This window comes from Arthrobacter jinronghuae (assembly GCF_025244825.1).
Lineage (GTDB): Bacteria > Actinomycetota > Actinomycetes > Actinomycetales > Micrococcaceae > Arthrobacter_B > Arthrobacter_B jinronghuae.
This window is the reverse complement of record NZ_CP104263.1, coordinates 1,222,308-1,244,174: the sequence shown is the minus strand read 5'-3', so window position 1 is coordinate 1,244,174 and position 21,867 is coordinate 1,222,308. Positions and strand designations below refer to the sequence as shown.

The following is a 21,867-nucleotide window of genomic DNA, read 5'->3' as shown; positions in this document are numbered from 1 at the left end:
GCCTCCTGCCTCACCTGGGGCAAACACAAGACTTCATCACCCACCGAAACCGCAACGAAAGAGGATACGCAATGAGCAAGATCATCAAGCTTGAGGCCAACAACTTCAAGCGTCTGCGCGCCGTGGAAATAAGCCCGGACGGCAACCTCGTCGTCATCGCCGGCCGCAACGGGCAGGGCAAGACTTCCGTCCTGGATGCCATTACCGCGGCGCTCGGCGGCAACAGTTCCAAGGCACTCCCCCGCCCCATTCGCGACGGCGAGGATAAGGCGTCCATCGTGCTGGAGACGGAAGAACTGATCGTGACCCGCACGTTCTCCGGCGGCACGAGCAAGCTCACGGTCAAGAGCAAGGACGGCGCAACCTTCTCCAAGGGCCAAGCCAAGCTGGACCAGCTGCTCGGCCGCCTGTCGCTGGACCCGCTGGCGTTCACGCAGCTGTCGGAGAAGGACCAGTTGAAGACGCTGCTCGACCTCGTTGACCTGCCGTTCAAGCCTGCCGACATCGAAGCTGAGCGAGCCAAGGTCTTCGCCGAGCGCACCGACGTGAACCGCTGGGTCAAGGAACTGCAGGGGCAGGCCGCCGGCTACAGCATCCCCGCCAGTACACCCGACGAGGAAGTCAGCGTCTCCGCACTGCTAAGCGAATACCGGGAGGCTCAGCAGGAGCACGCCCGCCGTGCGCGGATGGAACAGGAGCGCGACGCAGTAGCGGAGAAGGTCCACCGGCTGCAGGACCGTAAGGAGGAATTGCTCGCGGAGCTGCGCCGTGTGGACGCCGAGCAGGATGACGCTCAGCAGGAGCACCTTCAGATCCAAGAAGCCATCGAGCAGGTGCGGCTGACTTCGGCTCCCGACCTCGAGGCAATCCAGTCGCAGATCGACACGGCGGAGCAGGTGAACGCCGCGGTGCGCGAGAAGAAGCAGGCCGGGCAGGTGGCGGCCCGCCTCACCGCGCTGCAGTCCGACGCCAAGGAACTCACCGAACAGCTCGAAGCTATCGACAAGCGGAAGGCTGACGGCCTCGCCGCCGCCACCTTCCCTGTGGACGGCCTCGGCTTCGACGCCGACGGCGTGACCTACCAGGGCATCCCGTTCAAGCAGGCATCCGGTGCCGAGCAGCTGCGCGTCTCACTCGCAATGGCTATCGCACTCAACCCCGGCCTGCGCGTCATCCGCATCGCTGACGGATCCTTGCTCGACTCAACCAACCTGCAGCTCATCGAAGACATGGCCGTCGCCCACGACTACCAGGTGTGGATCGAAATGGTGAACGAGTCCGGCGACTTCGGAATCGTCATCGAAGACGGCGAGGTAGCGGCATGAGCCCGGACCCGTACCGGTGTGACTGCAAGGTCATCACCGAGCAGGCAGAGAAAGACGGCGCGTTCTGCGGCGTACACAACAACACCGGTGGGTTCTTCTACACGCCGGAACCCAAGACAGATTGGTGGAACTGATTATGAGCACCGAACTCCCCGGCCCGAAACCGCGGCCCGCTCCCGTCCCTGCTGGCCTGGTCTTCACGCACAACGGCCACCGGTACAAGATGTCTCAGAAGCCCGGCCCCATTGGCGCGGACAATAAGTTCGCTCCTGTCACCGGTGTGACTACCCTCCTCAACGGCGGGGTGCCGAAGCCGGCACTTGTCCGCTGGGCTCCGAAGGTTGTCGCCGAGTGGGTTGCTAACCCGGAGAACCGTGAGCAGCTGGACACCCTGCTGGCCGGGGATCCGGACGCCGCCGTGCGGGAGCTCAAGGAGCTGCCGGCGAAGGCCCGCGACGAAGCAGGGGTGCGCGGCACGGCTGTTCACGCTTTGGCCGAAGAACTGCACCGCACCGGGGAAGCGCCGGACGTCCCCGAGGAACTGCTGGGCTTTGTCGAAGGCTACGTCCAGTTCCTGGATGACTTCCAGATCACTCCCGTGCTGATGGAACGACCTTGCGGGAACCGGAAGGACTGGTGGGCGGGCACGTTCGACCTCCTCTGCACCTCACCTCTCCTGGCTGGCGGGAAGCTCGTGCAGATCGACCTCAAGACGTCGAAGGGCGTCTACGGGGAGACCGCACTGCAGACCGGCGCCTATTCCAAGGCCGAGTTCTTTATCGACGCGGACGGGTACGAGCAGCCCATGCCCGAGGTTCACGCAACCTATGTGGCACACGTCCGGGAGGACGGGACGAAGCTCTATGCGCTGGCCCCTGACCGGGCTGCCATCGACCGCCACTACGCGCTGTTCCTCGCCGCGGCCTTCACGCACAAGACCACCAAGGAGCGGGACGCCATCATCGGCGAACCGCTGACCGTCAATACAGAAATGAGCGCAGCAGCATGACCGAAGTAGCAACCCTCCCCCAGGCTGGCAGCCTCTCCGTCCCGGCCGCCGGCGCCCCAGCGCTGAACCTGACCGCGACCACCGTGTCCCTGCTCGAATGGGCGCAGGAGCTGGAAGCCGCGCACCGTCTCGGAACCGCTCTGTGCGGGACGGAGTTCGTGCCGGCCTCATTCCGGGGCAAGCCGGAGGCGGCGGCCGCGGCGATCCTGGCCGGAAAGTCCCTTGGGCTTGACCCGATGAACGCACTGTCGAACATCTTCGTGGTGCAGGGCCGACCGGCTATGTATGCCCGGACGATGGTGGCCCTTGTGCTGTCGGCCGGGCACGACGTCCGCCGCACAGCAGCTACCCCGGAAGCTGTCACGATCATGGGGCGCCGGAAGGGGCAGTCCGAGTGGCAGGAGTTCACCTGGTCGATCGACCGGGCCCGGCAGGCCGGCTACCTCAGCAATAAGAAGTACGCCTCCGACCCCATCGCCATGCTGACGGCAAAGGCTCAGGCTGAAGCGTGCCGCACCATCGCCCCTGACGTGCTGACCGGTGTCGCCGCCTACTCGGTGGAAGACGTCGAGCTTGAAGACCTCGGGGAGAACCCGTCCCAGCCTGCTCCTGCCCCGGCGTCAGCAGCCAAGCGGACGGTCCGGCGCCAGCAGGCTCCGGTGCCGGCGGTTCCCGACGTCGTGCATGAAGCCCCGCGGGACGAGGCCGAACCCGAACCGACCGCGGAGCCGGTCGAGGTCGAGCCGCTGCCCGAGGCGGCCGAACAGCTGCAGGAACCGGGCTGCAGCATGGCCCAGCAGAAAGCGCTCGGTGAAGCCCTCAAGAAGGCCGGGCACACCACCAAGGACGCGATGATGCTGCTCGTCAGCAGCTGGGCAGGCCGCGAAATCACCGCGTCCAAGGAGCTCACCGTCACCGAGGCACGCGACCTCACCAATGAGATCCTCGGATCCCTCGAATCGGAAGCAGGCCAGGAATGAGCGGCGAGACCTACGTAACGATCATCGGTCGACTGACCAAAGATCCGGACCTGAAGTTCCTGGGCAACTCGGCGGTCGCGGAGTTCGGCGTCGCCGTGAACGCCCGGAAGTTCAACAAGCAGACGAACGAGTGGGAGAAGAAACCCACCAAGTTCTGGGACTGCGGCGCATGGAACGCCGGGAAGCAGACCCTCGCAGACAACGTGGTCGAAGTCCTCCGCAAGGGAGACTCCGTTGTCGTCTACGGCGAGCTGGAAACCCGGACATGGGAGGACCGTGACGGCAACAAACGATCCGCCGACCAGCTGCGTGTCATCAGCATCGGCAAGGACCTCACCTGGCACCAGGGGAACAGTCCGCACCAAGCCACGGGCGGCGGGTACGGCCAGTCGCAGCCCAGTCCGGACAGCTGGGGTTCCGCCGACGCCGGCGGCTGGGGCTCCCCCTCCACCAGTGAGGACCCGGTCTTCTAGCCCGCCACCCACCTTTAGCGTGCCGCCCGTCCCTCGCGACGGGCGGCACCATCACACCTACCAGGAGATATTCATGTCTGTTCCCACCATCGCCCTTCGCCCGCCCGTCGTCATGCCGCCGAAGCGGGAACGCCCGGCGGCGGCCAACGCCTGCACCAGCTGCGGCCACATCCTCACGGTCACCGGGGAGTGCCAGGGGTGCAGTGACTAATGGCCTACCAGTACCGGGGAAAGCTCAAAGGCGCCGCGGACCCGTGGCAGCAGTCACCGAAGCCCCGCCAGGAAGAACCGAAACTGGTCCGGGAGCCGAAGCCGCTCCAACCGTGCGGCACGAACGCCGCATACGTCCGGCACCGGGCGCGAGACGAGGACCCGTGCGAAGCCTGCACGGAAGCCCGCCGGGAGTACGTCGCGAGCCGACGGCGCACCCCACCCAACGCACGGCGTCGGCCAGCAGCAAAATGCGGCACTTACTCCGGTGCCGTCCGCCACTACCGGCTCAAGGAAGAACTCTGCGAGCCGTGCATCCAGGCGCGCCGGGACTACCTCAACCGCCACCGACAAGAACTCAGAGAAAGGGAAGCAGCGTGAAACAGGACTGCCAGTGCAAGCATGCCGACCACCAGCACGGGACCCACCTCGCCTACAAGATCGACAAGTGCCGCTGTGCCGACTGCACGACGGCGGCCACAACCTATGAGCGGAACCGGCGTCATTCCATCGTCTACGGTCGCTACGATGTCGGACGCGTGGACGCTGAGCCGGTCCGGGAGCATATCCGTTTCCTCATGGAGAACGGCATCTCGGTGAAGCGCACCGCGCAGCTCACCGGCCTGTCTACCTCCACGGTCGGCGCGATCATTTGGGGCCGACATGAGCGCGGCCACGCCCCGTACCCGCGGGTGTTCAAGGACACCGCGGAGAAGATCCTGGCTGTGAAGCCGACGTTGGAGAACATGGCTCCCGGCCACGTCATCGACGGGACCGGAACGTCCCGGCGGCTGCAGGCCCTCGTGGCTATCGGGTGGTCGCAGTCCAGGCTTGGCGAACGGCTGGGAATAGCCATCAGCAACATGCAGGGCATCGTCAGCGGCAGGCCGGTCACCGTCGGCAAGGCGTTGGCCGTGAAGGCGCTCTTTGACGAGCTGTGGAATCAGCCCCAAGTGGGTGCGGATCACCGTTCGAAGATCGCGGCCAACCGTGCCCGCAACTATGCGCAGGCCCGCGGTTGGCTGCCGCCGATGGCATGGGACGAGGACACCATTGACGACCCGGCCTTTGTCCCTGATCTGCAGGCCCGGAATGATCCGAGCGCGCTGATCGAGGATGTGGAGTTCCTGGTGCGGACCGGCGTAGGCCTCGAGTCGATCCTGGCACGGACCGGGTACAAGAAACAGGACTCATTGGAGCGGCTGCTTCACCGTGCTGGCCGGGGCGATTTGATCTTCGCTATGAAGCGCGGCCTCGACGTCGGAGCTGCAGCATGATGGTCGGCCAGCTGGACCTCCTCGACCTCCTGGAAGATCCGGCGCCGGTCAATGATCCGTTCTACCGCTGCAAGTGCGGTTCGGAGTTCCCTTGCTCAGCCCCGATGGCTGAGCTGGCGGTGTGGGCGGAGCGGCACCGAGAGCATGAGGAGGAGTTCTCCGCTGCCCAGTGGCCCGCCGGCATATGCGCGCACTGCGGAGAGATGTATTGGATCCCCACCGAGCGCCCTTACTGGACCTTCGAACGCCTGCGTGATGAGCACCGGGAGGTGGAGCCAGGCGTTTGCGGACGGATGGTCGAGGTCCGGGACATGCACGAGCTGTACTCAACCGGCCGAAAGGTTCCGGAGCCGCACTGGAGCAAAGCCAACCTCCGGAATTGGATAGCTGAGCTGGCCGCGCACCGGGGCCGGGCTTGGAAAATCTACAACGAAAGAAGTGCCTGATGGCGACGAAAGTCCCAGAAATGCGAAAACTCAAGTACGTGCGTCAAGAAGTTGAGGGCGGCCCTGCGGCGTTGCCCGACCCAGCAGTTCGTCCAGCTTCGAGGCGTCTGCGGTATTCGTTCCGTTGGCCCTGGTTGGCTTTGTGCCATTCCAAGGCAGCAAACCGGACTTCCATGACAGCTTGGAGGAGCGCCTCGTACTCGTCAGCCGGATCGCCGCCGTCTGCCTCTGCTTCCGAGGCTTTGACCGCAAGGTTGACAAGGTGGTGTGGCCAGAGAATTAGCTCGCTGGCCATATCCTCATCTGACAATTCCAACTGCCACCGAACGGAGGCTGCCATCGTCTGCTGCAATAGTGACTCGATGGCGCGTCTTCCCTCTGAGTATTCCGTTAGGAACCCGTCGGCACTCGCGATGAAATCGGCTATCGCAGCTTTTTCCCTCGCTTCTCCCGCTAATCGAGCCTGGTTTTTGTTGGTCAACCTCACTACCCCCAAGGCAACAAGGCCGCCAATGAGGGCAGCAACCAACGATCCAATAGCGCCGCTCCATAAGACGTTCGGCTCAATTCCCAGAGGCATCCTTGAAGCATATAGGGGTGGCCGTAATGCCCTGGTTTAACGCCGACGACAAAATGCATTCCCATCCGAAGCCGCGGAAGGCCGGCTTGGAGGCGATGGGCCTCTGGCTGGTCTGCGGCACCTACTGCACGGATTACCTGACGGACGGGCTCGTGCCGGCCTGGTACGTCGAGTCGTGGCCGCGAGGCAAGCAGCTGGCCCAGAAGCTGATCAAGACCGGGTTCTGGACGGCTGCCGAGGAGGATTACCGGTTCCTTTCCTGGGACGAGTACCAGCGGACGAAGAAGCAGGTTGAGGAGGACAAGGCGAGGGCGAGGGAACGGAAAGCGGCATGGCGGCAGAACAGGAACGGAACGGCGGAGGAACGCTGATGTCCCGCAGGTTGTCCCGTGGGACAGAACGCGTTCGGAACGCGTCAGGAACATTGCCCAAGACCAAGACCAAGACCAAGTACTTAATACTCACCTTTTTGGGGTGGCTGGCCTTTAAAGATTCTGGGGAGAGAAAAGCGGCGATCGTCGCTTTGTTAACGCGGGGAGGCCGGGACGCACGCCGCCGGGAAACCCTTCGGAGGATGGCATGAAGCTCTCGAATCAGGAGGGGCAGCGCCTGGTGGCTGCGATGTTGGCGATGCGGCCGGATTGGATTCCGAACCAGCCGGGCAAGCTCCTCCGGGAAGCGAATGACGCGGGCGGTTTGCCCTTCGCCCAGGACTTCGGGCACGTCCTCCGGGCGTTGGCGGCGTATGCGACGGAGGTGCGCCCGGATGGCCGGCATGCGAAGCGGACACCGAACCTGTTTCCGGCGGATGGAAAGCACTGGACGTCGACGGCTACGGATCCTGCGGTCCTCCCCCGGGGTCCGGCGTGTGAGGACCATGCGGAGGAGGCGGCGGCGAACTGCCGGTGCTGCCAGGCGGACGTGAAGGTCGGGCAGCGGCCAGCAACACACATTGGAAAGCACTACCAACCAGAAAGCGAGACAACAGCATGAGCACACTGACGGACAGGCAGCAGAAGGCGCTGGAGCAAGCTGAGCGCCGCATCGAAGTGATCACCGGGACCGACCTCGGAGAATGGCACATCGCGTACCAGCCCGAAAGTCGGCCTGGTCGCGGCCACGACCTCAGTGCGTGGGCCAGCGACGGGGAGCATATGGCAACCCAGTACCTCGACCCCTATGGAAACGGGGCACTCGTCGTCTACAGCATCGACTTGATCCACAATGACTCGGACGAGGAGCACTTCGATGAGGACGGCATCTGCGACTGTTCGGGGGAACCCGTATGAAGTTCTCCTCTCTTCCGTCTGCCTCGGATACCTCCCAGCAGGCGACACACGCCCACTGACAGGCGATAAGCCCCCGGCTGGGGTAATTCCCCACCCCAGCTCCAACCAAACGCTCACAGAGGCGCACAGCCTCGGAAAGCAGGACCGCATGACTTACGTCTATCTCGGAGGCGGCACAGTCGCCCACATCAACCGACCAGGAACAATGAGAGAGGTTCACCGCGAGGAGTTGGGCGAACGCTGGTGCTTCAACTGCCGTAAGCGCCGGAACTTCGCCTACACAGTGATGGCCGAGGTGCAGCCCAGCTACTACGAACCGACCCCAGCCGTTAAATGCGACGGATGCGGGACCAGCGACGGGGACCTGTTCCCGGGCCGCGAAAGGGTGTGGGAGTAGTGACCGCCCGCTCCTGGTCGATCACCCTGCCGTGGGCGACTCCACCGGTGAAGCCGAACGGCGGCTACTCGAACCGGTACGCCCACGCCAAGAAGGTCCGGGACACACGGCAGGCCATGGGCCTCCTGGCCCGACAGGCAGGCATCCCAGCCTTGGACCGGTGCCGGGTGGAACTGACATGGTTCGTGCCCGACCGGATCGCCCGCGACGTCGACAACCTGGCATGGACCCTCAAACCGCTTTGCGACGCGCTGGCCGGCACCAAACCCATGGACCACCAGATCGTCCCGAACGACACCCCCGAATGGATGGAGAAGCCCATGCCGTCGATCGTCTACCGGCCCGGAGCACCCAAGGAAATGGTCCTAACCGTGACCGAAATACCGCCTGTCACTGGGGGATAAATCAAGTGCTAGGCGGTAGACTGATGGAAGACGTAAAGACCCCGCGCTGCGCGAACAGCCGGGGCACGACCGAACAACGACCAAGGAAGTTCGATATGACCAACGATAGCAAGACCACCGACGAATGCTACGAACTCGCAGGGACACTCAACGATGCCGTCGAGGTCTTCTACGAGCCGTTCGACGGGCACGAATCCACACGCATCGCTGCGAAGATCCTCGCCGCCGGCTACCGCAAGCCCCGCACCATCACGACGGCGGAAGAACTGGACGGTGAGATGCTCCTGAAGTCCGCCAGTTACTCGGATCCGTACTACTTGCCGAGCAGTGGAGCCCCGCTCAAGAACGTTGTGACCGGGGTGCGTTTCAGCCTGGACGAGCTGAACGATCATGGACAGTTCCTCCCCGCGACGGTCCTCTACGAGCCGGAAGCCGAGGCCACCCGATGAGCGCGGGAATGGCCGAGGACACCTGCTTGCAGTGCGAGCAGAGCCGCGCCGAGGTCAAGGAAAATGAGACGTTCTGCGGCATCGAGGACGGTTACGAACACCGGGAACTTGTCGCGGAATGGCCCCGCCACCACTGGCGTGACTGGTCGGACCGTGAGCTTGACCAGGCAGGAATCAAGCCGGAAGCCCGCAAGAAGCACCGCCGGACCTCCATCTCATCGCTTCCGTATGTTGCGTGCGACGACCGCATAAGGGGGCATAACCGATTGGCGAAAGCCTCCCCCGAGTTCGACATCAAGGCCGGACAGTGCTGGGACTGCGGCGACGCTGACCCTCTCACCGCGGCCCTGAACGACCCCGAAGGCCACGCCCTCGTGCAGGCCATCCACGACAGGAAGGCCGAAGGATGAGCGACCTCAAGCGGCTTGAGCAGGAGATGATCGCCCGGCGGCCATGGACTGCAGCGGAGCCTGAGTCCATCTGGCACATCACTGGGCACTTCCCAAAGAACAAGGGGAGCTTCATTGACTGCCTTGCCTTTGCGCTGCCCCACTATGTGACGGGTGGCCCCGTCCTGTTCAAGATGATTGGCGCCATGGATGAACTAATCGACCCGGAATGGATCACCCACGGGCGCGAACTCATCCTCGTGGAGGTCAGTGACCCGACACAGGCTTACTACGAGGCAGACCAGAAGATCATCGACCAGGCGAAAGCCGACGGCGCCTGATGGGCGCGCTTGTCGGGGTCATGGAGTCCCGGTTCCAGGACGGCTTCGAGGTCACGGACCGGACCCGGGAACTACTGACCGCCAACGGGTGGACGGAACCCGCCATCGAAACCCAACCAGAAGGAGCCGCAGCGTGAGCCCCACCAAGCAGGCATGCGCTTTAGGGTGCCGGCGTGGCCTTCCTGGCATCAGCCTTGCTCTTGAGTGCTTTGAGCTTGGCAGGGTCTTGATAGACCTCGCGGAGAAGCAAATCCATAAAGTCCAGAACACCCTCGGCATCCTCCTTATCCAGAGGAACTCCGAAATCGCCGTGAGCCATATCGTTGCCAAATGCCCTAATCACATGGGCCGTGTCTTTCGTAAAGTCCTTGATCAGATTGGCGGCGGAGAGGGCATCAATTTTGGCAACCAAGGGCCCCTTATGGATTCCATGATCCTTGGCCACAGCTTCGATGACCGATCGAGCCATAAGCACAGACGACCGTATGGCACCGATACTAAACGTCTGGTGAGCCTCGGATGCGGGCTCCCCGATGTCCTGAGGCACATCCGGGTAGTCCTGACCCTGCAGGAAACTGGGTGTCCAGGACTCAGGAGTTTTGGTGTCCCACCAACCGACGACCACAGCGCGGTTTGTCTCCCAACTCGAGGGCACACTCCCAACTCTGGAGACGCCAATATTCATCCTTCGACACGCATCACATCGAAAAGCGGTTTCGAGCCAAAAATCACTGTTGGTTCGCATGGACCAGTTGCCCGCATCTATCACCGTCATATGGGTGTAAGTCCCGCACCGCCCACAGATTGCGTTCGCCACAAATGCCCCTATTCATCAATTTCTCGGAAGTATCTAGAGGAGGCTATCGCATGCCCCGTTCCATCCATGACAACAAAGGGTCGGCAGAGCTTAGGAGTGCCTCAACCGAGTGCACGGCCACCTGTGAGGCGGCGACCCCGGACGGCATCCACCTGTGCCCGAAGCACGCCCGACAGCTCACCGACTGCCTGCGGGAGGTCCCTGGCACGTGGGCGGACATCCTGACCAGTGCACGGAAGCTCGACGTCGGTGCCGGCAGCGTTGGCGGGGGCGGAGGCAAGGCCAGCTCCCAGGAGCCAGCGAACCTGGACGCCCTCGACAAAGCCCGCACACTGGAGGTGATCCTCCGTGGGTGGGCGGAACACCTCGGCCAAGCCGCCGGGGAACCGCCCGCCGTCGCCGCATGGCTGTACGTCCGCCGGGACATCATCCTCCGGCAAGAGTGGGCCGGGGACCTCCTCCAGGAACTCCGGGACGCCCTCAACGACTGCAACCGGGCCACCGACCGGGCAGGGCAACGCGTATTCGCCGGCATGTGCCCCACCGAACACGAGGACGGCACCACCTGCGAGCAACCGTTGTACGCACTCACCGGCCGGCCCTACGCCCGCTGCCGGGAATGCGGGCAGGAATGGGACGTATCCGACTGGCGGGAACGCGCTTTGGCTGCAGCCGAGTACCAGCACGGTACCGCGGCCGAGATCAGCCGCATGCTCTCCGACCCCGTCACCCGGGAAGCACTCCCCCAAGCCACAATCCGGCAATGGGCCCGCCGCGGGAAACTCGAGGCCGCATACTGCCAGGTCGCCGACCGGCGGAACGTGTACCGGGTGTCCGACGTCCGCGACCTCTGGGCCGCAACCAAAGCCGCCGGCTACAAGCGTGCCCGCCTTGCCGCCTAACAGGAGAGAAAGTATCACGCAGCACTTGATATATCCGAAACTGTCACGTAGGTTTAAGTCATAGTGCGATTCCTGTCTTTGGGATCACGCGCACGAGGCCCCGGGAACCCCCATAACCCGGGGCCTCACCCACATCTTGGTGCTGTCCCGTCAACACCAGCCGCCCCCCTCGTATCACGTACCTGGTGAAGGTAGGGCCGGGGCCTCTCAATGGCGGATTCCTTTCGACCCTGCAATGGTCCTTCCTGCGGGACAGCACCCCACACACTTGACGGCGAAAACCCCCGGCCCACCCACACGATCAAGCGGGGCGAGTGAGTAGCCGTCAACCACCTTGGAGGAACCGTGCGCCTGTACCGCGCCGTCTGCGCCTGGCTGGAAGCCCACGCCGCCCAGATGGGACACCAAGAGGACCAGGAGCCCCAGCCCGAGGGGAACAACTTCACCCAGCTCGAACACGCACACTCCTACACGAGCGAACCGGAGCTGCACGCCGGCTACCGGGACCAACCCGAGTACTACGAGGACCGGCGTGGACGCATTGGCTTCCAACCACGTTGACCGGGTCCGCATCGCCGCGGCCCGCCTCCGCATCACCACCGACGCCAAACAAGGCCTCCCCACACCACAGTGGGTGAAAGACCTCGCACAGACTTCCGACGATTCGCTACCGACGGATGAAGGAAAGCAGGACCTACCGAAAGGCTGGTGACTGTATCTACGCCGCTCGTCGAGAGACGCCGGCACCCACGGCTGATAGTTCAACGGTGTGTGTGGGCGAAGCAGGGCAGAGGGCCGGATTCTAGACACTCCAGGCACCGCCGACATGCCAGCTCTAGAACACTTCCCAGCGGGGAAGAGACACGGGTTCGAATCCCGCAAGCCGACACAAGCCCTTGGCCGCTGCTGAGCAAGCCAAGGTTATCCGTACGACCCCGGAGGTGACGATGTGCCCGCGAGCAGATACACGCCCGAACAGCGCACCGAAGCCCTCAAACTCTACGAAACCCACGGGCCGAGCGCCGTAGAGAAACAACTCGGCATCCCCAAAACCACCGTCATGAGCTGGGCCAAGAAGGCCGGCGTTCGAACGATACGAACCGAACGTACGCGTAAAGCGGTTGAGGCTCGTGTGTTCGATGGGAAGCTCCGCCGGCAGAACATCACCGAACGGTTGTACGGGCAGGCCGAGAAGATCCTGGACGATCTGGAGGCCCCGAAGTTCCGGACGATCCTGAAAGCTTCGTTTGGTGAGGAGAAGCCGAAGACCCTGGACTTCATCCCGGCGAACGACAAGAAGACGCTGCTGCAGGCTGTGGGGACTGCGATGACGACGACGGCGAAGCTCGAAGCTGTGGACACAGATAACGGTGTGCAGGGTGCTGTGTCGATGCTGGACCGGCTCATGGAGCAGATAGGGGTGACCGGTGGCGACAGCGGTGTCCCCGAAGCAGCTCCAGTTCCTCCAGAACAGTAACGCCCGCGTCAACATCCTTGAGGGTGCGATCCGGTCAGGGAAGACCATCATCGCGTTGCTGCGGTGGCTGATGTTCGTGGCCCGCGCCCCCAAGGGCGGTGAGCTGCTGATGATCGGCCGGACCAGGGACTCGGTGTGGCGGAACATGATCGCCCCACTGCAGAACACGGACCTGTTCGGTGACCTCGCCAAACATGTCGTCGGGAACTATGGTGCGCCGACCGTGAAGATCCTTGGCCGGGTCGTGCACGTTATGGGTGCCAGTGATGCGAAAGCGGAACGGGTCCTGCGAGGCATGACCGTGGCCGGCGCTTTGGTGGATGAGGTTACGACCATCCCGGAGGAGTTCTTCACCCAGCTCCTCGGCCGTATGTCCGTCGACGGCGCACAACTGTTCGGCACCACCAACCCTGACTCCCCCGCGCACTGGTTGAAGAAGAAGTTCCTCGACCGCATCGGGGCGCTCACGAACCCGCTCCTGGACTGGACCCGCTGGTCCTTCACCATCGACGACAACCCCTCGTTGAAACCCTCCTATGTGGAGGCCATCAAGAACGAATTCACGGGCCTCTGGTACCGGCGCTTCATCCTCGGCGAATGGGTGGCCGCTGAGGGCGCTGTCTTCGACTTCTGGAACCCCAACTACCACGACGCCGAAGACCTCCCTGGGCAGGTCATCCGCTGGTCACAGCTGCCCCAAATGACCCGCCTGTTCGGGGTCGGCATCGACTACGGCACCACGCACGCCACCTCAGCGATCATCCTCGGGCTCGGCACAGACCACCGGCTCTACTTCGTGGACGAATGGCGGTACGAAGCCGGCCAAGCCCAACTGCGGATGACCGACGCCCAGCAGTCCGCCGCGATCCGTGCCTGGCTGGACGAAGACCACCTGCCGTATCCGTCGTCCCTGAAACCTGAGTGGACGATCGTTGACCCGGCCGCCGCATCGTTCAAGGTGCAGCTGGCCGCCGACGGGCTGAACAACATCATCAACGCCGACAACGACGTCCTGTACGGGATCCGCACCATGTCGTCCCTGATGATGGCCGGCAAGCTCCTCGTCTCCGACCGCTGCCCCGGCATCATTCAGGAGTTCCCCGGCTACTCGTGGGACCCGAAAGCCACCGAGCGGGGCGAGGACAAGCCGCTCAAGGTCGCGGACGACTCCATCGACCCGGGCCGGTACGTCATCACCACGACGGAAACGAACTGGCGGCCCTACGTAGACCTAGCCGCATAACCCGCAACAACCCGAAGGAGGCCCCTGTGGCTTTACCCGCCAACGGCACCACCTGGCCTCCCGCAGAGCTGGACAACATCCTCCCCAAGCTCCGCGAATACAGTGCCCTGTACTCCAACGACACCGATGCTCTCGCGGACATTTACGCCCGCGGGAACCATGGCCGGAAGGGTGTACTCGGCAGGCTGCGCACCTGGTTCCTCGGGTCCAAGCCCACCGAGCAGCAGGACACCTCGAACATCCACATCAGCCTCGGCCAGGAGATTTGCCGGACCAGTGCCAACCTGCTGTTCTCGGAGCCTGCCACGGCCACTGTGGAGGACGAGAAGGTGCAGGAACGCCTGGACCTCATCGCGGGACCCCAGTTCGAACAGACCATCGTGTCCGCTGCGGAGATCAGTGCGGCGCTCGGCGGTGTGTACTTCCGCACCGCATGGGATGTGAAGACCCGTGACCACGCCTTCATCACGAAGGTGGATATGGACATGGCCCTGCCGGTGTTCTCGTGGGGGCAGCTGGTAGCGGTCACGTTCTGGCGGGTTGTTGCTGAGGAGAACTCCACCGTGTGGCGGCACCTTGAACGCCACGAGCTGGTGAACGGTAACGGGGTGATCTTCCACGGCCTGTACCAGGGCACGACGGACAACCTCGGTGTCATGGTCCCGCTCACCGAACAGCCGGCAACCGCGGGTATTCAGGTGGATGCGGAAGGGAAGATCGACACCCTCACCGAGGGCCTCGCCGTCGCCTACGCCCCCAACATCAGCCCCTCCGCACTGTGGCGGCACGACCCGCTCGGTGCGAACCTCGGCCGCTCCGACCTCGAAGGCATCGAACAATCCCTCGACGCCCTCGACGAGCTGTACTCCTCCTGGCTGCGCGACATCCGGTTGGGTAAGGGCCGGCTGATCGTGGGCGAGTCCATGCTCCGCGACCTCGGCGCCGGCATGGGCGCAGGGTTCGACCTCGACGCCAGCATCTTCACCCCCGTGAAGGCGGCACCGTCCTCGGCCGGGTCCGAGAAGATGGCTATCGAGCAGGTCCAGTTCGAAATCCGGACCGAGGACTTCCTCAAAGCCATCGACCACTTCCGCCGCATCATCCTCGGCGCCGCAGGGTACTCCCCGCAGACGTTCGGCATGGTGGACGATGGCGGGGCGGTCACAGCCACGGAGGTTGGTGCGCGGGAACGGGTTTCGTTCATCACCCGGAAGCGGAAGATCCTCGGCCTGAAACCGGCACTGGAGTACATCCTGGCGAAGACGCTGGCCGTGGACGCTGTCGTGTTCCCGGGCAAGGGCGCGCAACCGCTCGATGTGACGGTGAGCTTCCCTGACGGCCTGTCCGATGATCCGGAAGCCATCGCACGCACGAACCAGCTGGACTGGGCCTCACAGTCCGCCAGCGTGGAGACGCGGGTACGCCGCGGTCATCCGGACTGGGACGAAACCCAGATCGACGACGAGGTCGCGAAGATCCGCGAGGAGTTCGGCGGGGAGCTGGCCGACCCGGAGGACTTCGGGAAGGACGGCGCCGGGTTGTCCACACCACCTGAACCAGCCCCCGAACCCGTCGGAGCCACAGGATAGGATGCCCGGATGATCACGATCACTGAGTTCCTCGTCGCACGTATTGCGGAGGATGAGGCAACCGCACAGGCGTTCGGGCAGGCCACTGGAAGCCTGTTGCTGGAAGAGGACGCAAGCGGGGATCTGATGCTCACCATTGGAGCTGACCGCGTCCTTGCCGAGTGCGCGGCCAAGCGGGCGATCGTGGAGCACTGGGGACCCTACGAAACGCTCGAGGGGCCTGACCTGCTCCGCGCCCTCGCCGCCGTGTATGCCGATCACCCCGATTACCAGCCCGACTGGGCGCAGGAAGGTTAACCCCGGATGATCAGACCCGATGATGCTGCGACCCTCGCCAAGGGGGTGCAGGAAATGTACGCAGAAGCGGAAACCCTCCTGCTGCAGCGCATCGCCAACGCCCTCGCGGCGGGCTCTGATGCACCGGAGTGGGTGGAGCAGAAGCTCCTGAACATCCACTTCCTGCAGAGGCAGATGGATAAGATCCTGGCCGACCTCGGCGCGGGCGTTCCTGGTGCGGTGGAGAAAGCCATCGGGTTCGCCTACAACCGGGGCATCGCCACCGCGGGCGCGGAGCTCACCAGCGTGGGCCTGATCAACGGGGCGTTCAACGCCGTGCAGCCTACCGGCGCGGTGACTGCCCTGGTCGCGGAGACGATGCGGTTCATTGAGCCGGCACAGTTCCAGATCCGCCGGGCCGCGATGGACATCTACCAGCAGGTCATCACGCAGGTGACCGCGCAGACCACTCTCGGGACGGCCACACGCCGGGAAGCATCACGCCTGGCATTGACCAGGTTCGCGAAGCAGGGCATCACCGGCTTCCGGGACACCGCTGGCCGGCGCTGGAATATGGCGTCCTACGCGGAGATGGCGGTCCGTTCATCCACGGCCTCGGCCATGCTGCAGGGCCACACGGACCGGATCCAGGAACTCGGCGTGGATACAGTCATTGTTTCCAATGCCCCCGAGGAATGCGCCATCTGCCGGCCCTTCGAAGGCAAGGTGCTCAGCCTGTCCGGCCGCACCATGGGCCGCCTCTCCGACGGCAAGACCGTGTACGCCTCCCTCGCCAAAGCCAAAGGCGACGGACTCTACCACAACAACTGCCGGCACTCCCATTCGATCTACCTGCCCGGCATCACCAAAGCCCGCACCGACACCGCAGACCCGGAAGGCAACGCTCTCCGGGCCAAGCAGCGCGCCTACGAACGCCGCATCCGGGAGCTCAAACGGGAGACGGCCATCGCCGAATCCTATGGGGACGCCGAAGCGAGGGTGGCAAAAGGAAAGCTCCGCGCCAAGCAGCAAGAGTTCACTGCCTGGCGCGAAGCCAACGACCGGAAGAACCTGAGCTACCGGACGAACCTCACCGCACGCTAGTTCGCGACGTCGTCGTGCCAGACCTTTTTAAGCGTCGCACCACCCATTATGGCCGGCAGCCCACTGCTGTCTTCAACGAAGCGCTTCCCACCGACCATGTGCCAGGCGGACGGAGGAAACTCCACCAGGATGCCCCAGTCATCCTCGTGCTTCGTCGCGGCAAGAACGCGCAGCACCCCGTAGTCCGTCGTCGAGTAAGCGTATTCGACCTTGTCATCGTCCTTGAAATGACCGTTGTTGGCGTCTGCGGTCGCCGGCCCCTTCGGGTCGAGGTGTACACGGACTGTCATTAGATCCCCCTTCTCCACACCTGGCTCCCTGCCAGAGCAGAGAAAGCCTACAGACTCGTTGAACCCCAAGGGGCCATCGACACGGTGGCTCCCTTTTTCATGCCCACTTCCTTGGAGGAACCCTTGTCTGAGAATCCCACCGAACCGCAGCCCGTCGACCCGACGCCGGCACCGCAGCCGACTCCGCCCGCACAGCCGGACCCGAGGCCCGCTGAGCCCGCCGCCCAGGAATGGGACGGGAAGGTCGAGTCCCTGCCCCCGGCCGCGCAGAAGCTCATCCGTGACCTCCGCAAGGACGACGGCGACGAACGGGTTGCGAAGAAGACCCTCGACGCCATCCAGAAGGCACTCAACCCGGACGCGAAACCGGAAGAGAAGGCCGACCCGGCGCAGCTCACCAAGCTCCTCTCCGAACGCGACGCGGAAACCAAGCAGCTCAAAGCCGAGCTGGCCGTGTACCGCTCCGCCGGCAAGCACGGCGCCGACCCCGACGCCCTCCTAGACTCCCGCGGCTTCCTGGCGAAGATCGCGGACCTCGACCCCACGGACTCGAAGGCCATCACCAAGGCCATCACCGAGGCGGTCAACGAAAACCCCAAGCTCAAAGCGGTCCAGGTGGCCGGTTCGAGCGGCGCAGACTTCAACGGCGGGTCCGGCGAAGGCGCAGTAACGCAGGCGAAATTCGACGCCATGTCCAACGCGGAGAAGAACGCCCTGTACAAGTCCGACCCCAACCTGTTCCGGCGCCTCGCCGGATAACCCTTAGGAGCCAACATGGCTGAAACAACCAGCAACGACCTTTACGTCCCGGAAGTATGGGCCTCCCTCGCCCAGGCTTCCTTCAAGGGAAAGTCCATCCTGCTCCAGGCCACCGTGACCGACGACGAGCTTGTCGGCCAGCCCGGCGACGTCGTGAAGTTCCCGAAGTGGAACGCGCTCGGCGAGATGGAAGACCTCGAAGAACTGGTCCCGATGGACACCGAGAAGCTCACCCAGTCCGCGACTGAGGCGCGCATCAAGGAAGCAGGCAAGGCTGTCGAGATCTCCGACACCGCGCAGCTCGTCGGCCTCGGCAACGCCCAGGACGAAGCCATCCGCCAGTTCGGTGTCCTGGCTGCCCGCAAGATCGACGCGGACCTGTACGCCGCGGCCACTGCCGTGGTCACGGGCGGGCGGACCTTCTCCGACGGCACTCCCGCTGTCGACTCCTCCCCCCTGCTGTTCAACGCCGGTGGTTCCATCGGCTGGGATGGGCTGGTGGACGCCTCGGCGATCTTTGGTGACGACTGGGAGCCGGGCGACTTCTCCGGCTTCTACCTGAACAGCTCGGAACGGGCCCGCATCATGAAGGACCCGAACTTCATTGCAGCCCAGCAGGGCGCGGGTACGAACGGGATCATCAACCGGGGCCTGATCGGTGACCTCGGCGGCGTTCCCGCCTTCGTCACCAACCGCGTACCGGCCGGGAAGTCCCTGCTGCTCAAGAACGGTGCGCTTGGCCTGAAGTACAAGCGCCGCCCGATCGTGGAGCAGGACCGCGACATCCTCAAGCGCGCCAACGTGGTGACCACCAACATGCACTACGCCACCCACCGCATCAACGACGGCGGCGTCCTGGTCATCAACTGGAACGCTGCGGCCTGATGAGCATGCTCCTGAGGCGGTATCACAAGCGGCCGGCAGAGACGGATTCTCTGCTGGCCGAGAACCCTGACCGGCCCGTAGAGGCGCAGGAGCCTGCCGGTGCGGGTAAGCCCGCCGGCAACGCTTCTCGCGAAGAGTGGGCCGAGTATGCAGTGGCGCAGGGCAAGTTCCCTGACGCCCTCAAGGAACTGTCGCGGAACGAAATCCGGGACATGTTCGAGACCGACAAGTAACCCAAGGAGGCCCGCATGCGTACGTACGCGACAGAGGAAGACCTGACCGACGCGAAGGTCGATGTTCCTGAGAACGCTGCGGGCCTCCTCCGGTCCGCTTCATCCCTCGTCCGGTCCAGTACCAAGACCGCCCGCTACCGGACGGACGGCCACGGGATGCCGGTGGAGCCCTACATTGTGGACGCCTTCCGGGACGCCACCTGCGCGCAGGTGAAGTTCTGGGCCGACATGGGCGTGGACCCCACGCTCGGGGCCGCGGGCGTGAAACCCCTGGCCGCGTCGAAGTCCATCAACGGGGCGTCCGTCCAATACTCCACCTATGTGTCGACGGCTGAGGCTCGCGCCAACGCTGCCGGCACGCTGGGCCCGGACGCCTACTACATCCTGGAGGACGCCGGGCTGTTGGGCGGGGCGGTGCAGCTGCTGTGAGCGCCAATGACCTTGAGGAGTTCTACATCCACACGGTCACGGTGGACACGGTTGTCAGCGGAGGCCCGTGGGGTGACGAGGTCGCCACCTCGGAACCCCTGCGCTGCTTCGTCGCCGACAAGCGCACCTTCGTCCGGGACAGCAACGGCACCGAGGTGGTCTCGTCTACGACGATCACGGCGCCGCCGGAGTACCGGGAGCAGTTCACCCCCGGCGCGACCGTGCACCTCCCCCACCGGGACGCCGAGGTCATCGCCGTGGCGAACGCTGACTCCGGCCCGCTCGACCTGCCCGACCACATCGCTGTGAGCCTCACCTGATGGCGGGCTGGCAGGTCAATACGAACCTCCGGGCGCGGGACATCATCAGCGGGGCCACCGCCCGCGGCCTCGCACTCAGTGCCGAACACATCCTGTCCGTCTCCAATCAGGCCGTCCCCATCGAGGAAGGCACGCTGGAACGATCCGGGGTGGCCTCCACCGACCCGGACAACTTCCAGGCGGCTGTCTCCTACGACACCCCGTACGCCGTCCGTCAGCACGAGGACATGGGGAACCGGCACGACGCCGGCCGGTCCGCGAAGTTCCTGGAGAACGCAATGAACTCCGAGATCCCCGTGGTCCGGCAGATCATTGCCCGAACGATCAGCGGGGAGCTCTAAATGTCCTTCGAGATTGACCTCCTCACCGCTGTCGGCGAATACCTCGGGGCCAAGGGTGCCGGCCGGTGGCTCGCCACGGGCACCTACAAGGCCACCGACGTCGCCATCACCATCGACGAACTGCCGGCCACCCCGGACCGCGGCATCGCAATGAGCCTCTACGACGTCGAAGACACCCCCGGCACCGACAGCGTCGTGGGCCTGCAGCTCTGGATCCGCGGCGCCAAGAACAAGACCAGCGCCAAGGAAACCAAAGACGCGGTCTTCGACGCCCTCCACAACCTGCAGGCCGTCACCTGGGCGGGCATCCCCATCGTCCGTATCTGGCGGCAATCCGGGGCGAACCTCGGCACCGACGGCAACGGCCGGCAGGAAATCAGCCAGAACTACTACATCCAGCTCACCCGAACTGGACCCAACCGCGCCGATTAGGAGCAAAAATCATGGCAGCAGGAACAATCACCCCGGGTGTCGTCTCGGACTGGGTGCTCGAAGTAGCCCCCTACACCGACGGCATCACCCCCACCGCTTTCACCCGCGTACGAGGCATGCAGGACTTCACTCCCCCGGGCGTGTCCAAGAACCTCGAAGACGACTCGGACTTCGACTCCGGTGCGTGGGCGTCGCAGGTCGCCACCGGTCTCGAGTACGAGGTCACCGGCACCGTGAAGGTCCCCCGCGCCACGATGCCCGCCGACCCCGGCCAGGACATCATGCGCACGGCTGGCCGCGGCGTCGCCGAAGACGGCTTCGTGCACTTCCGCACCTACAAGAAGGGCGCGACCGTTGGCGTCACCGGCGTGGCCGACTGCTCCTTCACGGAAGGTGGCGGCTCCCGCACGGACCTGACGACGGCGGAATTCACCCTCGCCGGGCGCGGGGCACTGGAAGAAGTCGACGTCGACACCCCGACCGGCGCGCTGTCCTTCGACCCGGAAGAAAAGCCCGCCGCCTAACCGACTCCTGCCCCGCCGTTTCCAAGGGCGGCGGGGCAGGCCACCACCCCACCCTTGGAACCCCTCAAACCCTTGGAGAACACATTGGCTTTCAAAGACCTCGCAGAAGTCCTCGACGACACCCTGCGCATCCCCCTCAACGGCAAGGAATACGTCATCCACGGCGTGACCGCCGAGTCCGGACTCTGGTTTCAGGCGATCGTGGAAGCGGGTAAGGCGCAGGCCGACGCCCAGCGTAAGGCCAAGGAGACCGGCACGGACGCTCCCGAGGAGATTGAACTCCCCGCCGACGTCGAGCGGGTCCTGGAAGCGGGCCGGAACCGGGACCTGCAGCGTGAAGCCCTCGGTGACGCCCTGGATGAGCTGATCTCCGACGGCGTCTCCCAGGTCCGCATCAACCACCTCGCCCAGACCGTTGTGCTCTGGACGGTTGCCGGCCGCGACCAGGCAGAGGAGTACTTCAACTCCGGGGGAAAAGCGGTGCCGCCCAACAGGGCGGCGCGCCGAACGGCGACCCGAACCCGTACGGGCGCGGCGAGTACAAAGACGGGCTCTCGGACTACTACGAGTACCCCGAAGGGCACGGCAAAGGGCGCACGTGGAAAGACATCCTGACCCACTGGCGGCTGATCGAGGCTGACCTGCAGGATGCCGGGATCGACGTCGGTTCCGGCATC

At 64.4% G+C, this 21,867-nt stretch carries 36 protein-coding genes; 33 read left to right on the top strand and 3 right to left on the bottom strand.

Annotated elements, in window-relative coordinates:
* The first annotated feature begins 71 nt into the window (after window positions 1-71).
* The 8 genes from N2K98_RS05740 (at window position 72) to N2K98_RS05705 (ending at window position 5,720) form a co-directional block, all read left to right on the top strand.
* Window positions 72-1,325: an AAA family ATPase gene (locus tag N2K98_RS05740; protein ID WP_255866594.1), complete on the top strand. Its 1,254-nt coding sequence runs from the start codon at window positions 72-74 to the stop codon at window positions 1,323-1,325.
* Window positions 1,322-1,459, top strand: coding sequence for a hypothetical protein (locus N2K98_RS05735; RefSeq protein WP_255866595.1), 138 nt, complete (start codon window positions 1,322-1,324; stop codon window positions 1,457-1,459). The genes N2K98_RS05740 and N2K98_RS05735 overlap by 4 nt, the downstream gene beginning before the upstream one ends.
* A gap of 2 nt (window positions 1,460-1,461) precedes the next feature.
* Window positions 1,462-2,334 (top strand): YbbN family protein, encoded by an 873-nt coding sequence (locus N2K98_RS05730; RefSeq protein WP_255866596.1) that lies wholly within the window; start codon window positions 1,462-1,464, stop codon window positions 2,332-2,334.
* On the top strand, window positions 2,331-3,314 hold the full coding sequence (locus tag N2K98_RS05725; protein ID WP_255866597.1) for a hypothetical protein: 984 nt from the start codon (window positions 2,331-2,333) through the stop codon (window positions 3,312-3,314). Before N2K98_RS05730 ends, N2K98_RS05725 begins: the two co-directional genes overlap by 4 nt.
* Window positions 3,311-3,787 (top strand): single-stranded DNA-binding protein, encoded by a 477-nt coding sequence (gene ssb / locus N2K98_RS05720; RefSeq protein WP_255866598.1) that lies wholly within the window; start codon window positions 3,311-3,313, stop codon window positions 3,785-3,787. The genes N2K98_RS05725 and ssb overlap by 4 nt, the downstream gene beginning before the upstream one ends.
* A 73-nt stretch (window positions 3,788-3,860) precedes the next feature.
* Window positions 3,861-3,998: a hypothetical protein gene (locus tag N2K98_RS05715; protein ID WP_255866599.1), complete on the top strand. Its 138-nt coding sequence runs from the start codon at window positions 3,861-3,863 to the stop codon at window positions 3,996-3,998.
* A gap of 376 nt (window positions 3,999-4,374) precedes the next feature.
* The gene (locus N2K98_RS05710; RefSeq protein WP_255866600.1) at window positions 4,375-5,274 is read left to right on the top strand and encodes a hypothetical protein; all 900 of its coding nucleotides are present in this window, start codon (window positions 4,375-4,377) and stop codon (window positions 5,272-5,274) included.
* The gene (locus N2K98_RS05705; protein WP_255866601.1) at window positions 5,271-5,720 is read left to right on the top strand and encodes a hypothetical protein; all 450 of its coding nucleotides are present in this window, start codon (window positions 5,271-5,273) and stop codon (window positions 5,718-5,720) included. Before N2K98_RS05710 ends, N2K98_RS05705 begins: the two co-directional genes overlap by 4 nt.
* 43 nt (window positions 5,721-5,763) lie before the next feature.
* Here the strand turns inward: N2K98_RS05705 and N2K98_RS05700 are convergent, their stop codons facing one another.
* Window positions 5,764-6,300: a hypothetical protein gene (locus N2K98_RS05700; RefSeq protein ID WP_255866602.1), complete on the bottom strand. Its 537-nt coding sequence runs from the start codon at window positions 6,298-6,300 to the stop codon at window positions 5,764-5,766.
* A gap of 26 nt (window positions 6,301-6,326) precedes the next feature.
* Between N2K98_RS05700 and N2K98_RS05695 the strand changes: the two genes are divergently transcribed.
* The 9 genes from N2K98_RS05695 to N2K98_RS05655 all read left to right on the top strand — a co-directional run bounded on the left by N2K98_RS05695 (window position 6,327) and on the right by N2K98_RS05655 (window position 9,706).
* Window positions 6,327-6,671 (top strand): hypothetical protein, encoded by a 345-nt coding sequence (locus N2K98_RS05695; protein ID WP_255866603.1) that lies wholly within the window; start codon window positions 6,327-6,329, stop codon window positions 6,669-6,671.
* Window positions 6,672-6,879: 208 nt separating this feature from the next.
* Window positions 6,880-7,293 (top strand): hypothetical protein, encoded by a 414-nt coding sequence (locus N2K98_RS05690; protein ID WP_255866604.1) that lies wholly within the window; start codon window positions 6,880-6,882, stop codon window positions 7,291-7,293.
* Window positions 7,290-7,589, top strand: a complete 300-nt coding sequence (locus N2K98_RS05685; RefSeq protein ID WP_255866605.1) for a hypothetical protein — start codon at window positions 7,290-7,292, stop codon at window positions 7,587-7,589. The genes N2K98_RS05690 and N2K98_RS05685 overlap by 4 nt, the downstream gene beginning before the upstream one ends.
* 205 nt (window positions 7,590-7,794) lie before the next feature.
* Window positions 7,795-7,986: a hypothetical protein gene (locus N2K98_RS05680; protein WP_255866606.1), complete on the top strand. Its 192-nt coding sequence runs from the start codon at window positions 7,795-7,797 to the stop codon at window positions 7,984-7,986.
* Window positions 7,986-8,390 (top strand): RusA family crossover junction endodeoxyribonuclease, encoded by a 405-nt coding sequence (locus N2K98_RS05675; protein ID WP_255866607.1) that lies wholly within the window; start codon window positions 7,986-7,988, stop codon window positions 8,388-8,390. The genes N2K98_RS05680 and N2K98_RS05675 overlap by 1 nt, the downstream gene beginning before the upstream one ends.
* Window positions 8,391-8,485: 95 nt before the next feature.
* Complete coding sequence (locus N2K98_RS05670; protein WP_255866608.1) at window positions 8,486-8,839, top strand: hypothetical protein; 354 nt, start codon at window positions 8,486-8,488, stop codon at window positions 8,837-8,839.
* Window positions 8,836-9,249 carry a hypothetical protein gene (locus N2K98_RS05665; protein ID WP_255866609.1) on the top strand — a complete coding sequence of 138 codons (414 nt, stop codon included), beginning with the start codon at window positions 8,836-8,838 and terminating at the stop codon, window positions 9,247-9,249. Before N2K98_RS05670 ends, N2K98_RS05665 begins: the two co-directional genes overlap by 4 nt.
* The gene (locus N2K98_RS05660) at window positions 9,246-9,569 is read left to right on the top strand and encodes a hypothetical protein (RefSeq protein WP_255866610.1); all 324 of its coding nucleotides are present in this window, start codon (window positions 9,246-9,248) and stop codon (window positions 9,567-9,569) included. The genes N2K98_RS05665 and N2K98_RS05660 overlap by 4 nt, the downstream gene beginning before the upstream one ends.
* Window positions 9,569-9,706: a hypothetical protein gene (locus tag N2K98_RS05655; protein WP_255866611.1), complete on the top strand. Its 138-nt coding sequence runs from the start codon at window positions 9,569-9,571 to the stop codon at window positions 9,704-9,706. The genes N2K98_RS05660 and N2K98_RS05655 overlap by 1 nt, the downstream gene beginning before the upstream one ends.
* 23 nt (window positions 9,707-9,729) lie before the next feature.
* On the opposite strand, the gene N2K98_RS05650 is transcribed toward N2K98_RS05655, so the two are convergent.
* Complete coding sequence (locus N2K98_RS05650; protein ID WP_255866644.1) at window positions 9,730-10,254, bottom strand: DUF4145 domain-containing protein; 525 nt, start codon at window positions 10,252-10,254, stop codon at window positions 9,730-9,732.
* A gap of 182 nt (window positions 10,255-10,436) precedes the next feature.
* On the opposite strand from N2K98_RS05650, the gene N2K98_RS05645 reads away from it, so the two are divergent.
* The 7 genes from N2K98_RS05645 (at window position 10,437) to N2K98_RS05615 (ending at window position 16,977) form a co-directional block, all read left to right on the top strand.
* Complete coding sequence (locus N2K98_RS05645; RefSeq protein WP_255866612.1) at window positions 10,437-11,288, top strand: hypothetical protein; 852 nt, start codon at window positions 10,437-10,439, stop codon at window positions 11,286-11,288.
* Window positions 11,289-11,633: 345 nt separating this feature from the next.
* Entirely contained in the window at window positions 11,634-11,849 is a 216-nt protein-coding gene (locus N2K98_RS05640) for a hypothetical protein (RefSeq protein WP_255866613.1), read from the top strand.
* Between the two features lie 388 nt (window positions 11,850-12,237).
* On the top strand, window positions 12,238-12,765 hold the full coding sequence (locus N2K98_RS05635; protein WP_255866614.1) for a hypothetical protein: 528 nt from the start codon (window positions 12,238-12,240) through the stop codon (window positions 12,763-12,765).
* Window positions 12,716-14,008 (top strand): PBSX family phage terminase large subunit, encoded by a 1,293-nt coding sequence (locus tag N2K98_RS05630; RefSeq protein WP_255866615.1) that lies wholly within the window; start codon window positions 12,716-12,718, stop codon window positions 14,006-14,008. The genes N2K98_RS05635 and N2K98_RS05630 overlap by 50 nt, the downstream gene beginning before the upstream one ends.
* Before the next feature lie 26 nt (window positions 14,009-14,034).
* Window positions 14,035-15,597, top strand: coding sequence for a phage portal protein (locus tag N2K98_RS05625; RefSeq protein WP_255866616.1), 1,563 nt, complete (start codon window positions 14,035-14,037; stop codon window positions 15,595-15,597).
* 9 nt (window positions 15,598-15,606) lie between these two features.
* Window positions 15,607-15,894: a DUF6221 family protein gene (locus tag N2K98_RS05620; protein WP_255866617.1), complete on the top strand. Its 288-nt coding sequence runs from the start codon at window positions 15,607-15,609 to the stop codon at window positions 15,892-15,894.
* A 6-nt stretch (window positions 15,895-15,900) separates the two neighbouring features.
* Window positions 15,901-16,977 (top strand): phage minor capsid protein, encoded by a 1,077-nt coding sequence (locus tag N2K98_RS05615; protein WP_255866618.1) that lies wholly within the window; start codon window positions 15,901-15,903, stop codon window positions 16,975-16,977.
* Here the strand turns inward: N2K98_RS05615 and N2K98_RS05610 are convergent.
* Complete coding sequence (locus tag N2K98_RS05610) at window positions 16,974-17,267, bottom strand: hypothetical protein (protein WP_255866619.1); 294 nt, start codon at window positions 17,265-17,267, stop codon at window positions 16,974-16,976. The two genes, N2K98_RS05615 and N2K98_RS05610, sit on opposite strands and share 4 nt — an antisense overlap.
* A 123-nt stretch (window positions 17,268-17,390) precedes the next feature.
* Between N2K98_RS05610 and N2K98_RS05605 the strand changes: the two genes are divergently transcribed.
* The 9 genes from N2K98_RS05605 to N2K98_RS05565 all read left to right on the top strand — a co-directional run bounded on the left by N2K98_RS05605 (window position 17,391) and on the right by N2K98_RS05565 (window position 21,805).
* The gene (locus N2K98_RS05605) at window positions 17,391-18,026 is read left to right on the top strand and encodes a hypothetical protein (protein ID WP_255866621.1); all 636 of its coding nucleotides are present in this window, start codon (window positions 17,391-17,393) and stop codon (window positions 18,024-18,026) included.
* Between the two features lie 15 nt (window positions 18,027-18,041).
* Window positions 18,042-18,911 (top strand): phage major capsid protein, encoded by an 870-nt coding sequence (locus N2K98_RS05600; protein WP_255866622.1) that lies wholly within the window; start codon window positions 18,042-18,044, stop codon window positions 18,909-18,911.
* A complete protein-coding gene (locus N2K98_RS05595) occupies window positions 18,911-19,144 on the top strand; it encodes a hypothetical protein (protein WP_255866623.1) in 234 nt (77 codons plus the stop codon). Before N2K98_RS05600 ends, N2K98_RS05595 begins: the two co-directional genes overlap by 1 nt.
* A gap of 15 nt (window positions 19,145-19,159) precedes the next feature.
* Window positions 19,160-19,573, top strand: a complete 414-nt coding sequence (locus N2K98_RS05590; protein WP_255866624.1) for a head-tail connector protein — start codon at window positions 19,160-19,162, stop codon at window positions 19,571-19,573.
* Entirely contained in the window at window positions 19,570-19,893 is a 324-nt protein-coding gene (locus N2K98_RS05585; protein WP_255866625.1) for a hypothetical protein, read from the top strand. The genes N2K98_RS05590 and N2K98_RS05585 overlap by 4 nt, the downstream gene beginning before the upstream one ends.
* Window positions 19,893-20,234: a minor capsid protein gene (locus tag N2K98_RS05580; protein WP_255866626.1), complete on the top strand. Its 342-nt coding sequence runs from the start codon at window positions 19,893-19,895 to the stop codon at window positions 20,232-20,234. The genes N2K98_RS05585 and N2K98_RS05580 overlap by 1 nt, the downstream gene beginning before the upstream one ends.
* Window positions 20,235-20,666 carry a minor capsid protein gene (locus N2K98_RS05575; RefSeq protein WP_255866627.1) on the top strand — a complete coding sequence of 144 codons (432 nt, stop codon included), beginning with the start codon at window positions 20,235-20,237 and terminating at the stop codon, window positions 20,664-20,666.
* A gap of 11 nt (window positions 20,667-20,677) precedes the next feature.
* On the top strand, window positions 20,678-21,190 hold the full coding sequence (locus tag N2K98_RS05570) for a phage tail tube protein (protein ID WP_255866628.1): 513 nt from the start codon (window positions 20,678-20,680) through the stop codon (window positions 21,188-21,190).
* An 84-nt stretch (window positions 21,191-21,274) separates the two neighbouring features.
* On the top strand, window positions 21,275-21,805 hold the full coding sequence (locus N2K98_RS05565) for a DUF7426 family protein (protein WP_255866629.1): 531 nt from the start codon (window positions 21,275-21,277) through the stop codon (window positions 21,803-21,805).
* Window positions 21,806-21,867: the final 62 nt, after the last annotated feature.